Source organism: Streptomyces platensis, assembly GCF_008704855.1.
GTDB lineage: Bacteria > Actinomycetota > Actinomycetes > Streptomycetales > Streptomycetaceae > Streptomyces > Streptomyces platensis.
This window is the reverse complement of sequence record NZ_CP023691.1, coordinates 737,027-751,190: the sequence shown is the minus strand read 5'-3', so window position 1 is coordinate 751,190 and position 14,164 is coordinate 737,027. Positions and strand designations below refer to the sequence as shown.

Here is a 14,164-nt window from a genome sequence, read left to right as displayed (position 1 = left end):
CCACGGTAGCCGCGGTGTCCCCGCGGGGCCTGGCGCGGCGGTGCGGGCCCGCCGCCGCGCCAACTCAGGACCGGGCGGCCCACCGCCCGGTGTCCGTCCGGACCTGCACGCCCCCCGGACCCGGTGCGACGGTGGCAGTAGGGACATGTCCGCGCCGATGCGAGGAAGGACGTGGGGGCGATGGAGCATCCGCTGGTCGTGGGGACCGATGGATCGGATTCCGCCTTCCGGGCGCTCGACTGGGCGGCGGACGAAGCGGCGCGCCACGGCCTTCCGCTGCGGGTCGTCTACGCCTCCCGATGGGAGCGCTTCGAGGGCGAGGTACCGCCGGACGGCGGGGCACGGCCCAGCGAGCAGGTCCTCGCCGAGTCCGTCGTCGCCTCCGCCGTGGACGTCGCCCGCCGCCGGCAGCCGGACGTCCAGGTCTCGGGCGAGGTGCTCGCCACCGACGCGGTCACCGCCCTGCTGAACGAGGGGCTCCATGCCACGGCGCTGATCCTGGGGTCCCGGGGGCGCGGCGAGATCGCCGGGCTGCTGATGGGCTCGGTCAGCCTGGCGGTGTCGGCCCGCGCCCGGTGCCCGGTCATCGTGGTGCGCGGTGACGTGGCCGGACTGGCGGGCACCCACGGCCGCATCCTCCTCGGCGTCGCCGACCCGGCCGGGGAGACGGCGGCCGTCCGCTTCGCCTTCCACGAGGCAGCGGCCCGCCAGTGCACGCTGGAGGCGGTATGCGCCTGGCCCCTCCCGGTACGCGACGCCACCGAGGCCCCGCTGCTCGCCGCGGACGCCCGGCGCTACCACGAGAAGCAGGCCTCCGCGCTGCTGGACGAGGCGCTGGACGAGGTGGCCAGGGCGAATCCGGCGGTGCGGGTGCGGCGGGTCACGGTCGAGGGGCCGGCCCACAAGGTCCTGGTGCACCGCACGGCCGCCGCGGATCTGCTGGTGACCGGCGCACAGCACCGCCAGGGCCACTTCGGCCTCCAGCTCGGGCGGGTGGCGCACACCGCGCTGTGCCACGCCACCTGCCCCGTGGCCGTGGTGCCGCAGCAGGTCTGAAACGGGGCCGCGGCCGCGCCGTCACTGCTCCAGCCCGGCCGCGTGATCGGGAACGTAGGTCTGAAGGTCCCGGGGCGGGCGCTGATAGCCGGTGGCGGACGGCCGCGGCGGGAGTTCCAGCGAGGGCGGGGCGATGTCGCGATAGGGGACCGTCGACAGCAGATGGGCGATCATGTTCAGCCGGGCCCGGCGTTTGTCATCGCTCTCGACGACGAACCACGGTGACTCCGCGATATCCGTGTGGACGAACATGTCGTCCTTCGCCCGCGAGTACTCCTCCCAGCGGGTCAGCGACTCAAGGTCCATGGGGGAGAGCTTCCAGCGCCGCGTCGGGTCCTTCATCCGGCGCCGGAACCGCTGCTCCTGCACCTCGTCACTCACCGAGAACCAGTATTTGCGCAGCAGGATCCCGTCCTCCACCAGCATCCGCTCGAAGACCGGGCACTGCCGCAGAAACCGCTGGTGCTCGGCCGGCGTGCAGAAGCCCATGACCCGCTCGACCCCGGCCCGGTTGTACCAACTGCGGTCGAACAGCACCATCTCGCCCGCCGCGGGAAGGTGCTCCGTATAGCGCTGGAAGTACCACTGGGTGCGCTCGCGCTCGGTGGGCCGGGGCAGTGCCACGATCCGCGCCACCCGGGGGTTGAGGTACTCGGTGACGCGTTTGATCGTGCTTCCCTTGCCGGCCGCGTCGCGCCCCTCGAAGACCACCACCAGCCGGGCGCCCTCGGCGCGTACCCACTCCTGGAGCTTGACCAGCTCCGTCTGGAGCCGGTACAGCTCCGGCTCGTACAGCGACCGCGGCAGCTTCCCGGTGCCGTTGCCGCCCTGTTTCTGCGCCATAGGACGACGGTACGGAGAAAAGCCCCGGCGGGCCTCCCGGCCTCAGGAGTGCGAGCCGAACGGGGCCAGGACCTCGCGCTCGATCCGCCGCCGGACCCGGTCGGTCAGGGCGGAAAGCCGCTTCGACACCCGCGGCCGCACCGCGTGCGGCGACCGGATGTACCGGGCCGTCGCGGGCAGCTCCGCGACATCCGCCACGACCCGCCGCCGGGCATCGGCGAGCCGGCCGCGCGGGGTGCTGCGCACGCCCCCGCTCATCAGCGTCTCCAGCAGCGGCGTACTGCCCGCCGGGAGCGGCTCGTCGGCCAGGCCGATCACATCGTGGCACCCGGGCCGGCGGAAGACCTGCTTACGCCCCGGGGCGGTCATCTTCGCCGACGACAGCTTCATCACGGGCCGGCCGTCGTAGGCGACGAGCTTGTACGCCGAGTCCAGGGAGGGCGCGTCGGCGCTCACCCCGACGCGGGTACCCACGGCGTAGACGTCGATCGGCGCGCCCGCCCGCGCCAGGTCGTGCACGGCGCACTCGTCCAGTCCGCCGCTGGCGACGATCCGCACCTGCGGCAGCCCCGCGTTGTCCAGGATCGCGCGGGCCCGTACGGCCAGTTCCGCCAGGTCACCGCTGTCCAGCCGGATGGCCGAACCGTCCCCGCGGCCCAGCCCGTTGAGCACCCGGGCCGCGGCCGCGACACCCGACTCGGTGTCGTAGGTGTCCACCAGCAAGGTCACCGGCCCGGGGTGGCAGAGCGCGAACGCGGTGAACGCCGCCTCCTCGTCCTCGAACGCCTCGATGTACGAGTGCGCCATCGTGCCGACGGCCGGCAGATCCTCGGCATGCGCGGCCGCCACATTGCTGGTGCCCGCGAAACCGGTCATGGCGCCGAGCCGGGCCACCTGGAGGGCGGCCGCGGTGCCGTGGGTGCGCCGCAGCGAGAAGTCCACGACGGAGCGGCCCCGCGCGGCGAGCACACAGCGGATGCACTTGGAGGCGATGGCCGTCTGATGGGTGAGGTGGTTGAGCACGAAGGACTCCACCAGCTGCGCCTGCGGCAGCGGCGCGGTGATCTCCAGCAGTGGCTCACCCGCCAGCACCACCCGCCCCTCCGGCACCGCCCGGACCTCGCCGGTGAACCGCATGCCCAGGAGCGGGGCCAGGTCGCGCGCGGGCCGCTGCAACGCCTCGGCGAACACCTCGACATCGTCGTGTCCGACCGTGAAACCGGACAGGAAATCGAGGACGGTTTCGGCTCCGGCGGCGATCAGGAAGCCCCGTTGCGGCGGCAGCTCCCGCACAAAGCAGCTGAAGGTCGCCGGTTGCGTCATGCCCTCGTGGAGATACGAGAGGGCCATGGTGACTTCGTACAGATCGGTGGTCGTCGCATCCGACATGGCCGACTCCTTCCACGGACGGCGAGGCCGCCGGCCGGCGCCGCCGCCCGCACCGGGCTCACGCCATGGCGTCCGTCCAGCCGTAGGCGACCCGATGCTCCCGCCGGGGCGGTGCGGCACCGACACCTTCGAGGTCGCTGTCGGCCACCCGCAGCAGCTGCCCGGCCAGATCCCGCACCGCACGCCCGGCCGCGATCTCGTCGCCGATCTCCGGTACATCCCGGTCCTCGGGGCTGCACCGTGCCGTGCCGTGCCCGGTGAGGGTGGTGGTTCCGGTACGCAGCTCCACGCGTGCCTTGGTCGTCCCGTCCTCCTCGACGAGGTACAGACGGACGGGCCACTCGACTGTCTTTGCCATGGCTTGCCTCCGCTTCCTTGCCGGGGGCCGCCGCAGGACACGACCCGGACGAACGACCGGGGCCGCGATCCGCCGGGCCGTCGGCGGCAGAACCCGCTGGATGAGCCCTTACCGTCATCATCCGCCTTCTGCCGTGGCACGTCCTGGCACGGTCGCCGCTGGGCCGTCACCGACCGTGGCGCGTGATGCCGTGCGGTCATTCATGGGGCACCACGGCCACCGGACACGGAGCGTGGTGGACGACCGCCTGCACGACATGGCCGATCTTGGGCCCCGGCAACCGGTGCCGGTCCCGGTGGCGGCGGCCGACGACGAGCAGCCCCGCGTCCGCGGCACTGTGCAGCAGCGCCGGCGCCGGACTCTCCAGCACCACCCGGTCGTCCACCCGCACGTCCGGGAACTTCTCGCGCCAGGTCTCCAGGGCTTCGGCCAGATCCTCCCGGGCGTCCTGCTCCGCCTGCTCGGCGGCGATCGGCTCCACACCGCCCCCGCGGTTGTAGGCGTACGAGGGAAGGTGCCTGCCATGGATGGCACGCAGGGTGACGCCCCGCCGGGCCGCGCTGGCGAAGGCGAAGGCGAGCAGCGCCTCACACGGCTCGTGGAGGCTCAGCGCCACCATCACCTCGCCGGCGCCCTCGTTCGCCGTGGAGTCCTGCCGGGCGCGTACCAGGACGGTGGGGGAGACGGCGTGCGCCACCAGTTGCAGACCGAGCTCACCGAGCACATAGCGGGACACCGGGCCCAGATCCCGTGAGCCGAGGACCAGCAGATCCGACTGTTCCGCGGCTTCGTGCAGGGCGTCCAGCGGGTCCTTGGCCACCAGCACCTCGTCCACCGGCAGGTCAGGGAAGCGCGCGCGGGCCGTCGTGGCGGCCTCGTCCATCACCCGGTGGGTCCAGTAGTTCTGGTCCTGTCCGGCCTCGGGGTGGGACGCGGGCTCCGGCGCGAGCAGCACCCAGGCGTGCAGCAGCCGCAGCCGCGCGTGACGCAGCTGCGCTTCCTCGGCCGCCCACCGGATCGCGGACAAGGACTCGGGCGTACCGTCCACACCGGCGGTGATGACATCCTTCATGGCTCGCTCCCGTTCCTCGCGCGCTCGGCGCGTTCGCGCCCACATCTCAAGGGTGCTCGGCCTGGTCCGCCGCGGCATGAGCCACTCGGCCCCCATCGCGCCGCCAGAGGTCCGGGTGGCCGCTGCCCGGCGCGCTCCGTTCCGTACCGCGGCCCGAACGCCCGCCGTCGCGGCCCGCGTCAGACCCGCCCGTGCGCCCGTTGAGCCCGCCGCGACAGCGAGTCGATGACCACGGCGATCAGCAGCACACCACCCGTGATCATGAACTGCACGGCCGTCTGGATGCCCATGAGGGCCACGCCGGAGGCGATCGACTGGATCACCAGCACGCCGAGCAGGGCCGACCAGGTCCGGCCCCGTCCGCCGAACAGACTGGTGCCGCCGATGACCGCCGCGGCGATGACGTCCATCAGCAGCAGGCCCGCCCCCGAGGTCTGGCTGGCCGAGGTGACGCGCGAGGCCAGGAAGAGACCGCCGACCGCCGCCATCGTGCCGGACATCATGAAGACCGAGATGCGGACCAGGTCCACGTTGAGGCCGGTGCGGCGGGACGCCTCGACGCTGCCGCCGAGCGCGAAGATCATGCGTCCGTAGCGCGTGCGGCGCAGCACACAGTCGAGGCCGACCAGCACCACAAGGAAGATCAACAGGGCCAGGGGGAGCCCCAGGAACTGGTTGAGGACGAACGCCGAGGCCATCGCGATCGCCGCCAGCACGCCGGTGCGCAGCAGGATCTCGCTCAGCGGCCGGGCGGGCACACCGGCGGCCCGGCGCCGCCACGCGTCATGGTACGAAGCGAGGAAGTACCCGGCGGTGCCCAGCGCCGCCAGGCCGTACGCGGCGGCCACATTGTGGAAGTAGTAGCCGGTCAGCATCGCGAGCAGGCCCTTGTCGTCGATGTTGATCGTGCCGTTGGCGCCCAGGATGTAGAGCATCAGGCCGTTCCAGCCCAGCAGGCCCGCGAGGGTGACCACGAACGCCGGGACCCCGACCTTGGCGAGGAAGAAGCCCTGCACGGCTCCGATCGCCGCGCCGCCGAGCACCGCGATCAGCAGCGCGAGCCCCTCCGGCACCCCGTGGCTCACGTTCAGCACCGCGAACGCGGCCGCCGCCAGACCGCTCACCGAGCCGACCGAGAGATCGATCTCGCCCAGCAGCAGCACGAAGACGACGCCCACCGAGATCATGCCGGTGCCGACGATGTCCACGCTCAGATTGGACAGGTTGCGCGGCGAGAGGAAGTTCTCGTTGAGGCTCTCGAAGATGATCCACACCACGATCAGGCCGAGGGCGACCGGGACCGAGCCGAGCTCACCGCTGTGGAATCTGCGCTTGAGGATCTCCAGGGGATTCTGTGCGCCGAACTCGGGCGTGAGCCGGCGGCGGTCGGCAGCGGTGACCGCTCCGCCGCCCGCCTTGTGCTTCCGGAGCGCCCAGGTCCGGCTCATGGCTCCGCGTCCCACTCCGGTGCCTTGCGGCGGGTCACGGCATTGTCCGTGGCGCCGGTGATCGAGGAGATGATCTGCTCGTGGGAGGTGGTCGTGACATCGAAGAACCCGTTGTTCCGGCCGAGCCGCAGCACCGCGATCCAGTCCGCGACGGCCTTGATGTCCCCCATGTTGTGGCTGATCAGGAGCACCCCGAGCCCGCGCTCACGCAGCTGGTCGACGAGGTCGAGGACCTGGGCGGTCTGTTCGATGCCCAGGGACGCGGTGGGCTCGTCGAGGAGGACGAGCCGGGGTTCGCCGAGGAGCGAGCGGGAGATCGCGACGGTCTGGCGCTGGCCGCCGGAGAGCGAGGCGACCGGGAGGCGGACGTCGGGCATCCGGATGGCCAGCATGTCCAGCAGGTCGAGGGTGAGGCGCTCCATCTCCACCTCGTCGAGGACACCGGCCCGGTGGATCTCGCGGCCGAGGAAGAGATTGCCGACCACGTCGAGGTTGTCGCACAGTGCGAGGTCCTGATAGACGGTGGCGATGCCCAGGTCCTGGGCGTCGTGTGGGCGGGTGATCGGGGCGGGCCGGCCGTCCCACTCGATCTCGCCGCCGTCGGCGGGGTCGACCCCGGCGATCACCTTGATCAGGGTGGACTTGCCGGCGCCGTTGTCGCCCACGAGAGCGACGACCTGACCGGCGCGGATCTCCAGATCGACATCGGCCAGGGCCTGGACGGCGCCGTACCGCTTGAAGATGCCGTGCAGTGCCAGCAGGGGCGGTGCCGGCTTCGGCCGCCGGAGGGTTGCGCCGGACTCCATGAATGCCTGCCTTACCTGAGGAGTCCCGCCTTCTTGCAGGCGGACTCGAACTTGGGGGTGCAGATCTGATCGATCGTGTACATACCGTCCTTGACCACGGTGTTCTTGATGTTGTGCACGTTCACGGAGATCGGGGTGAGCAGCACGGCCGGGATGCCGCGGTGGGTGGGGCTGTTGACCGTGTGCGTCGTGATGCCGTTGAGCTTCTCGCCGCGTCCCAGCGCGACGGCCATGGCGGCGGCGGTGCCGGCCTCGGGCGCGAAGGGCTTGTAGACGGTCATGATCTGGTCGCCCTTGACGAGGCGCTGGATGGCGGCGAGTTCGGCATCCTGGCCGGTGATGGGCGGCAGCGGAGAGACCTTGGCGGCCTGAAGGGCGGCGATGATGCCGGCGGCCAGCCCGTCATTGGCGGAGTAGACCCCGTCGATGCGGTCCGCGCCGAGGGCCGAAATGGCGGCGGCCATATTGCGGTTCGCGTTCTCCGGCCGCCAGTCGCCGGTCTCGTACGCCTTCCCGATCTTCACCTTGCCCTTGAGCGCGGCGAGCGCACCCTGCTTGAACCAGGCGGAGTTGGGGTCCGTCGCCGCGCCGTTCATCATGACGATCTGGGCGTCGCGCGCCTTGGGACCGAGCGCCTTGAGCAGCGCCTCCCCCTGAAGCCTGCCGACCGTCTTGCCGTTGAAGGAGACATACGCGGACACCGGCCCCTCGACGAGGCGGTCATAGGCGACCACCGGAATACCGGCCCGCCGCGCGCTCTCGACCGACGAACGGAGCGACTTGGAGTCGACGGCGTCCAGGATCAGCACCTGCACCCGCTTGGTGATCATCGCGTCCACCTGCTGCTGCTGAGTGGCCACATCGTGCTGCGCGCTGACGGTCTCCACCGTGCACTTGGGGCACAGCCGATGGATCTTCCGCTCGATCAGCGGCTTGTCGAAGTGGTAGAGGCGCGAGGTGTTGTCCGGGAGCAGCACCCCGATCTTCGGGGCACCGCCGGAGACGGACCCGTGCGGCTCCCGTGCCCCGCCGGCCTCTCCGCAGGCGACCGGCCCGGCCACCAGACACACCCCGACCAGGACGGCAGCGGCACCCCGCAGGCGAGCTCGCACCTCAGCGCACCTCCTCACCGTTCGGCCGGCCGTCCGCGGCGGCCGGGGCCGCCGCGCCGAGCCGCTCGCCCGGCTCCACGGCGATCTCGCTCCACACCTGCTTGCCGCCGCTCAGCGGCACCGAGCCCCAGGACGCCGACATCGCCTCGACGAGCAGCAGCCCGCGGCCACCGGTCGACTCCCAGTCCACGCTCGTCGGCTTCACGGGGGCCCGCGGCGAAGCATCGTTCACCCCGATCCGCAGCCGGTCCGCGGCCAGCGTCAGATCCAGCCGCACCTCGCCCTGGGTGTGTGCGATGGCATTGGTGACCAGCTCGGACACCACCAGCAGGGCCACATCCTGCTCCGCCGTCACACCCCAGGACCGCAGGGTGCGCCCGGTGAAGCGCCGGGCGTGCATGACGGCGTCCGGGAGCCGCCACACCGTCCAGCGGACCCGGGTCGGGCGCACCCGCATCCCGTCGTAGCGCAGCACCAGCAGGGCCACATCGTCGTCACGCCGCTTCGCGCCCCCCAGCAGCGCATCGGCGAGCTGCCCGGCATCGGCCGGATCGGCCGCGGCCAGCGCCGCACACACCCGGCGGATGCCGTCCTCCAGCGGGAGGGTGGCCGACTCGGCCAGGCCGTCGGTGAGCAGGGCGAGCACGGTGCCGGGGGCCAGGCCCACCTCGGTCAGCGGGAACTCCCCGTCCTCGGCCACCCCCAGCGGAGGGCCGCCCTCGACCGGCACCTCCTCGGTGCTGCCGTCGGGCAGCCGCAGCAGCGGCGGCAGATGCCCGGCCCGGACGAACCAGGCGATGCCCTCCTCCATGTCCAGGTCCACATAGCAGCAGGTGGCGAACAGATCGGTCTCCATACCCAGGAGCAGCCGGTTGGCATGGGCGATCACCACATCGGGCGGGTGGCCCTCCACCGCGTAGGCCCTGATGGCCGTGCGCATCTGCCCCATGATCGTGGCGGCGCCGGCGCTGTGCCCCTCCACATCGCCGATGACGAGCGCGACATGGCCGTCGGAGAGCGGAATGACGTCGTACCAGTCGCCGCCCACTTCGAGGCCCATCGTGGCGGGCAGATAGCGGGCGACGGCCACCCCGCCGGGCAGCGACGGCAGCTTGCGGGGCAGCAGACTGCGCTGGAGCATCGTGGCGAGCTCGTGCCCGGCGTCCAGCGCATGGGCACGCACCAGGGCCTGTCCCACCAGGCCCGCGGTCGCGGTCAGCAAGGACCGCTCCTCCGGCCCGAAGTGGTGCTCCGCGTCCCAGCCGATCAGGCACACCCCGACGATCCGGCCCTCGGCCGGCAGCGGCAGCACGGCGAGCCCACCGGGCCCGATGCCCGCAAGGTCGGCTTCGAGGGCCGCCCCCGGCGGCCACAGGGCGACATGCCCGGTGCGCAGCACGCTCTCCAGCGTGGGCATCGAGTGGCAGGCCGCATCGGGCCACTCGGACCGCCATTCGGACCGCCACGCGTCGGGCCAGGCCGCGGGCTCCGGCGGGTCGAGCACGGACACCACGAACCGGTCGGCCTCCAGCTCGGCCACCGCCACCCGGTCGGCCGCCAGCGGCGCCCGCAGCGCGGCGACCACCACCCGGCTGACGTCCCGGATCGTCGTGGCACCGGCCAGCGCGGCCGACAGCCGCTGCACGATGGAGACCTCGTCGGCGGTGGGCCGCAGATACGAGGCGTCGGCGACCACGCCCAGCATCCGCTCCGGGGTGCCGTCGGCGTCGACCAGCACCCGGCAGCGCAGGCTCAGCCAGTGCAGCTCGCCGTTGGGCCGCCGGATACGGATCGACAGCTGGTGGCCGGCCGCGGGCAGCCCGCCCGGCTCCACGATCGACATCAGCGCCGGCACATCGTCCGGCACGGTGCGCTCCAGCAGCGTCTCCACCCGCCGGTCGAACTCCTCCGGGCCGATGCCGAACAGCTCCAGCACCTGGGCGTCCGCGTCCATCCGCCCGGTGCGCAGCACCAGCGTGAAGGCGCCGCCCCGCAGGGTGTCCAGCCCGGGACCCAGCAGCGACCGCCGCTCCGTCTGCGCCATGGCTCGGGCCGCGACGGCCTCCAGCCCCGCGGCCACCTGGTCGGCGTGCAGCTCCAGGAGCTGGCGGCGGTCCGCGTCGAAGGCGTCGGTGGCCTTGTCCATCACCACCAGGCACCCCAGCCGCCGGACGGTTCCGCCCAGAGGCAGCACGCACAACGAGACATCCGCCGGGGGCTTCCCGGTACCGTCCCAGGCGTCCGCACCGGGGCTGTCCGCGGCCCCGCTGAGGTCGTACTCCGCGAGCTCCGCCGGGCCCAGCCACAACGGGTCGCCGCTGCGGAAGGCCGCGGCCACCGGAGAGTTGCCGGACAGCGGATAGCGCGTCGGCAACCCATAGGGGACGCCGGAGCCTCCGACCATCTCGGCCAGCTGAAGAACGCCGTCCCCTTCGGCCGGCACATAGACGGCGGTCAGCTCAGCCCCGGTAGACCCAAGGACTCGTGCGGTCACTGCCTGCACCGCCTCCGTACGCCGGAAGCCGTCGTCATAAGCCACGGTCGCCGTATCCGCCCTCGGGGGCCAGGGCGTCCGCCCCGCCACCGCCTCATCGGATATGTCGTGAATTACCGTCTTCCCTCCATGGTGCGGCACGCAGGGAGCCGGGAGCTAGTCGGCGCGGCGGTCACGGTGTGTGATCGGGGAAGTCCTCCGCCAGCAGCACGGCGAGATCGAGGAACGCGTCCTGCGTACGGGACCGCAGCCGGGCGAGATCGATGTCCCGCTGGCTGTCGAGGCGGTAGTCGAAGGGGATGAAGACCATCCCGCCCGGATGGCCGCGGAACTGTTCGGCGAAGTCGTCACGCCGGGCCGGCCGGTCAGGGCCGGGAAGGCCGGTGACCGCGAGGACGGCACGCTCCGCCAGCTCCGGGTAGCCGCGCCGCGCGAGACGGGTCAGCAGCGCCTGGGTCTGCCCCATGCCGCGCTCGGTCATCCGGGCCACCACGACCAGACGGTGCGTCATCGAAAGGGCGGTGTCGGTGACGCTCTCCGTCCGCAGATGCGCCCAGTCCGCGAGGACGACGGAGAAGTGCCGGCTCAGCAGCTCCATCAGCCGGCGGTACTCCTCCTCGTACACCGGAACCGGTGTGGTCCGGCCCAGGCCGTGGGTGAGCGCACGCAGCCCTGACGGGCCGTCCACAGTGTGGCGCAGCACCGCCTCGTAGGTGTCGACCGCGGGCAGCGTACGGAGCAGATTGTGGCGCAGACCGGCGGTGCCGCCGCGGTTCAGCCGGGCGGCCAGCTCACCGACCGCGTGGCCGGCGTCGAGCGCGATCACCCGCCCGCCGCGCGCCGCGGCCAGCAGCGAGCCCAGGGCGACCGTGACGGTGCTCCGGCCGACCTCGCCGTCGACGCCGAGGACGGTCGTCCGGTAGCTGAACCGCAGGCGGGCCCGGATCAGTTCCAGCTTCCGCTGCTGCTCCGGCCCCATCCGCCGCCGCCCCAGCCGGGGCGCCGGAGCACTGCCCCGCGACGGCCCGGCCGCCGCCGCGTCGGGCGCCGCGGTGCCGTCGTCGAGCGGGATCTGCGGCCCCGGACGGAACGAGTAGCGCGCGGCGCTCCGGGCGCCGTCCGTGCCACCGGGCTCGCCACCGCCCGTCCGCAGCTCCGTCACCATCGGCACGTAACGGGCGAACGCCTCGGCGACCTCACCGGCGGTCGGACGGCGGCCCGGGTCCTCGGAGAGACACGCCTTGACGATCTCGCGCAACGGCCGCCAGGTGTCGCCCTGCCACAGCGCCATGTCCCCGCTCTCCGCGGACACCGGGACATGGTGCTTGTCCCCGAGCCGGCGCAGGACCTGGCCCAGGGACTCGACGTTGTCCGCCATCGTGGGGACGGCCTCCGCCCCGCGGGCCCGGAACTCCCCGTCGATGCCGCACCGGCCGAGCCCGGTCAGCATCAGGGAGCGACCGACGACATGCACGCTCTGTGGTGTCAGTTCTGGCAGCACCAGCCCCTTGAGGTGGCAGAGGTTGACGGCGCTCGCCAGATGCCATCCGTAGGCGATGGACAGCAGGGTGTCGCGGCGCAGCTGGGAGCCGGTCGCGGCCCGCAGCAGGCTGCTGAGCTGCGGCGGCGGCCCGCCCTGGTCCTGCCCGGACGGCCGGTAGAGCTGCATGGCCAGCCACGGCGGCTCATCGCGCGGGCCGGTCGCCAGCAGCAGCGGCGCATACTGGCCGGCCATCCGCCCCAGCGCCTCCGCCTCGGTGGCGAGCATCGCCGCCGCCTCGTCCGGCGCGCCCGGCCTGATCACCCGGACCGCGGCCTCTTTGCCGTGCCGATCACGGCCCAGGTACACGAGCGAACGCGCGCCGGGCTGCCGGCCGTGCAGGGTGTACGGGCCCAGCCGGCGCGGATCGCGCGAGGTGAGGGGGCGCCAGCCGTCCGGGCCCGCGGGCTCCGTGTCGTCGTCCGGCGGCGCCACCTGCACGGAGGCGCCGAGCCGGGCCATCAGCCGCCGCTCCACGGAGGAGAAGGCGCGCGAGCCGGCCGGGAGGTGGTCCATCCCGTCCGGATGCGCGAGCCAGGCGGGGAAGTCGGGGGAGCGCCCGGCCAGTTGCTCCAGGCGGCGTCCGATGTGCCTGCCGGTGCGCAGGAGTTCGGGGGTGGACACCGCGTCCAGGAGCGCCGACTTGGCGGCCTCGGGGAAGTCGAAGATCCGGTGCTGGTCCCGCAGCGGGCCGGCAACCGGCGCCTCGACGGGGTGCATCAGCCCGCCCAGGAACACCTCGGCCAGATGGGCGGTGTCCGCGGACCACGGCACCGCGGACTGCACCAGCCGCATCACCGGCACGGAAGCGGGCGCCACCGCCGCGATATGCGCGGCGAGCCGGTACGCCTCGGGCGAGGCCGCCGCGCGGAAGTGCCGCACGGAGTCCGTGCCGTCGCCGGACGGGACGACGGAGCGCCCGGCCGGTGCGTGCAGCAGCGGGAGCTGGACCGTGCCGCCGGTCGAGGCGAGCAGCCGGGACCAGGCCGAGACGGGACCCGCTGAGGTCTCCAGCACCGGCACCGGCAGCCCGTGGAACGGCGCGAGGTCAGCGGGCAGAACGGGATCGCTGACGCTCCACGAGGCCCCGGCGGCGCCGCGCCGGCGCGTCGTCACCCGCCAGCGGCCGGCCTGGATGCCGGAGCCGCCCCACAGCCGCGGCGGCAGCGCGTGCAGCACCGCCACCGGCCCGTTCGCCGCCCAGCGCCCCAGCACCCGGTGCATCCGGCCGTCCCGCCAGGCGGCCCCCATCCCATCGCTCAGCAGCAGGATCAAGGTCTGGCCGGACGGGTCGGCCAGCACCGCCGGCGGCAGCGAGGTGGTGTCCGGGTCGAACGGGCGGCCGCGCAGCAGCGGGGCATCGGGCCCGCGGGTGTCCAGCCCGTGCACATGGACCATGCGGAACGCCCCGACCCGCTGCATCATCGTCCGCCACTCGACGGCGAGCCGCCGCCACAGCAGCATCGACATCCCGTCGTCCACCACGAGCGCGAGATCGAGCCAGCGTTCGTGCCCGGGCCGCAGCACGACATCGGGCAGCCCGCTCTCGGCCAGCGCGGCCGCCGTCGCCGCCTCGTCGAACTCCTGGATACGGGTGGTGGCCCGGCGCTGGCGCAGCGGGCGCAGGGCGCGGCCGATCCCCAGCTCGCCGAGGAGCGCCTTGTTCTCCGGGACCCGCAGCGGGATCGCCGCACTCGTCTTCGGCGGCAGCGGGAACTCCCGCCGGGGCGGCCGCGGCACCGTGCCGGTCTCCGGCGCGGCGTGCAGATCGCCGCCGAGGTCGTCCAGCGGCAGGACGTCCGGGGGTTCCGCTTCCGCCAGGGCACTGTCGTCCGGCGGGGGCGGCGGTGGTGGCTCCGGGCACGGCTCGCCGGCCGCCGACCGGTGCCCGGGGCCCAACGCCCGTGCGAGAGGCGCCGATTGCGGGCCGGTCGGCAGCCGTCCGGCCAGCCAGAGCGCGTCGAGCAGGGAGTGCCGGTCCAGCTCGACACCGGCCCCCGCGAAGACCGCGAGCACCTCCCGGAGCCGGTCCGTTCCTCCTGTCAT

10 protein-coding genes are annotated in these 14,164 nt (G+C 73.1%); 1 reads left to right on the top strand and 9 read right to left on the bottom strand.

What is annotated here, in order from left to right; genetic code table 11:
- Nucleotides 1-180: 180 nt before the first annotated feature.
- Nucleotides 181-1,056: a universal stress protein gene (locus tag CP981_RS03270; protein ID WP_085923538.1), complete on the top strand. Its 876-nt coding sequence runs from the start codon at nucleotides 181-183 to the stop codon at nucleotides 1,054-1,056.
- Between the two features lie 21 nt (nucleotides 1,057-1,077).
- Here CP981_RS03270 and ppk2 read toward each other — a convergent pair whose 3' ends face one another.
- The 9 genes from ppk2 to CP981_RS03225 form a co-directional block, all read right to left on the bottom strand.
- A complete protein-coding gene (ppk2, locus tag CP981_RS03265) occupies nucleotides 1,078-1,899 on the bottom strand; it encodes a polyphosphate kinase 2 (protein WP_085923537.1) in 822 nt (273 codons plus the stop codon).
- Nucleotides 1,900-1,941: 42 nt separating this feature from the next.
- Entirely contained in the window at nucleotides 1,942-3,288 is a 1,347-nt protein-coding gene (locus CP981_RS03260; protein WP_085923536.1) for a nicotinate phosphoribosyltransferase, read from the bottom strand.
- A gap of 58 nt (nucleotides 3,289-3,346) precedes the next feature.
- Complete coding sequence (locus CP981_RS03255) at nucleotides 3,347-3,646, bottom strand: dsRBD fold-containing protein (RefSeq protein WP_085923535.1); 300 nt, start codon at nucleotides 3,644-3,646, stop codon at nucleotides 3,347-3,349.
- Between the two features lie 196 nt (nucleotides 3,647-3,842).
- Nucleotides 3,843-4,718: a universal stress protein gene (locus CP981_RS03250; RefSeq protein WP_085923534.1), complete on the bottom strand. Its 876-nt coding sequence runs from the start codon at nucleotides 4,716-4,718 to the stop codon at nucleotides 3,843-3,845.
- A 179-nt stretch (nucleotides 4,719-4,897) separates the two neighbouring features.
- Nucleotides 4,898-6,166, bottom strand: a complete 1,269-nt coding sequence (locus CP981_RS03245) for a sugar ABC transporter permease (protein WP_085923533.1) — start codon at nucleotides 6,164-6,166, stop codon at nucleotides 4,898-4,900.
- Entirely contained in the window at nucleotides 6,163-6,972 is an 810-nt protein-coding gene (locus CP981_RS03240) for an ATP-binding cassette domain-containing protein (RefSeq protein ID WP_085923532.1), read from the bottom strand. The genes CP981_RS03245 and CP981_RS03240 overlap by 4 nt, the downstream gene beginning before the upstream one ends.
- 11 nt (nucleotides 6,973-6,983) lie before the next feature.
- Nucleotides 6,984-8,084, bottom strand: coding sequence for a substrate-binding domain-containing protein (locus tag CP981_RS03235; RefSeq protein ID WP_085923531.1), 1,101 nt, complete (start codon nucleotides 8,082-8,084; stop codon nucleotides 6,984-6,986).
- A 1-nt stretch (nucleotide 8,085) separates the two neighbouring features.
- Nucleotides 8,086-10,488, bottom strand: a complete 2,403-nt coding sequence (locus CP981_RS03230; RefSeq protein WP_244329998.1) for a SpoIIE family protein phosphatase — start codon at nucleotides 10,486-10,488, stop codon at nucleotides 8,086-8,088.
- 262 nt (nucleotides 10,489-10,750) lie between these two features.
- Nucleotides 10,751-14,164, bottom strand: coding sequence for an SAV_2336 N-terminal domain-related protein (locus CP981_RS03225; protein WP_244329527.1), 3,414 nt, complete (start codon nucleotides 14,162-14,164; stop codon nucleotides 10,751-10,753).

Bases quoted from the DNA above. Each gene is read 5' to 3' on its own strand.
- CP981_RS03270 (WP_085923538.1), top strand. From the start codon at position 181: ATGGAGCATCCGCTGGTCGTGGGGACCGATGGATCGGATTCCGCCTTC.
- ppk2 (WP_085923537.1), bottom strand. From the start codon at position 1,899: ATGGCGCAGAAACAGGGCGGCAACGGCACCGGGAAGCTGCCGCGGTCG.
- CP981_RS03260 (WP_085923536.1), bottom strand. From the start codon at position 3,288: ATGTCGGATGCGACGACCACCGATCTGTACGAAGTCACCATGGCCCTC.
- CP981_RS03255 (WP_085923535.1), bottom strand. From the start codon at position 3,646: ATGGCAAAGACAGTCGAGTGGCCCGTCCGTCTGTACCTCGTCGAGGAG.
- CP981_RS03250 (WP_085923534.1), bottom strand. From the start codon at position 4,718: ATGAAGGATGTCATCACCGCCGGTGTGGACGGTACGCCCGAGTCCTTG.
- CP981_RS03245 (WP_085923533.1), bottom strand. From the start codon at position 6,166: ATGAGCCGGACCTGGGCGCTCCGGAAGCACAAGGCGGGCGGCGGAGCG.
- CP981_RS03240 (WP_085923532.1), bottom strand. From the start codon at position 6,972: ATGGAGTCCGGCGCAACCCTCCGGCGGCCGAAGCCGGCACCGCCCCTG.
- CP981_RS03230 (WP_244329998.1), bottom strand. From the start codon at position 10,488: ATGGTCGGAGGCTCCGGCGTCCCCTATGGGTTGCCGACGCGCTATCCG.
- CP981_RS03225 (WP_244329527.1), bottom strand. From the start codon at position 14,164: ATGACAGGAGGAACGGACCGGCTCCGGGAGGTGCTCGCGGTCTTCGCG.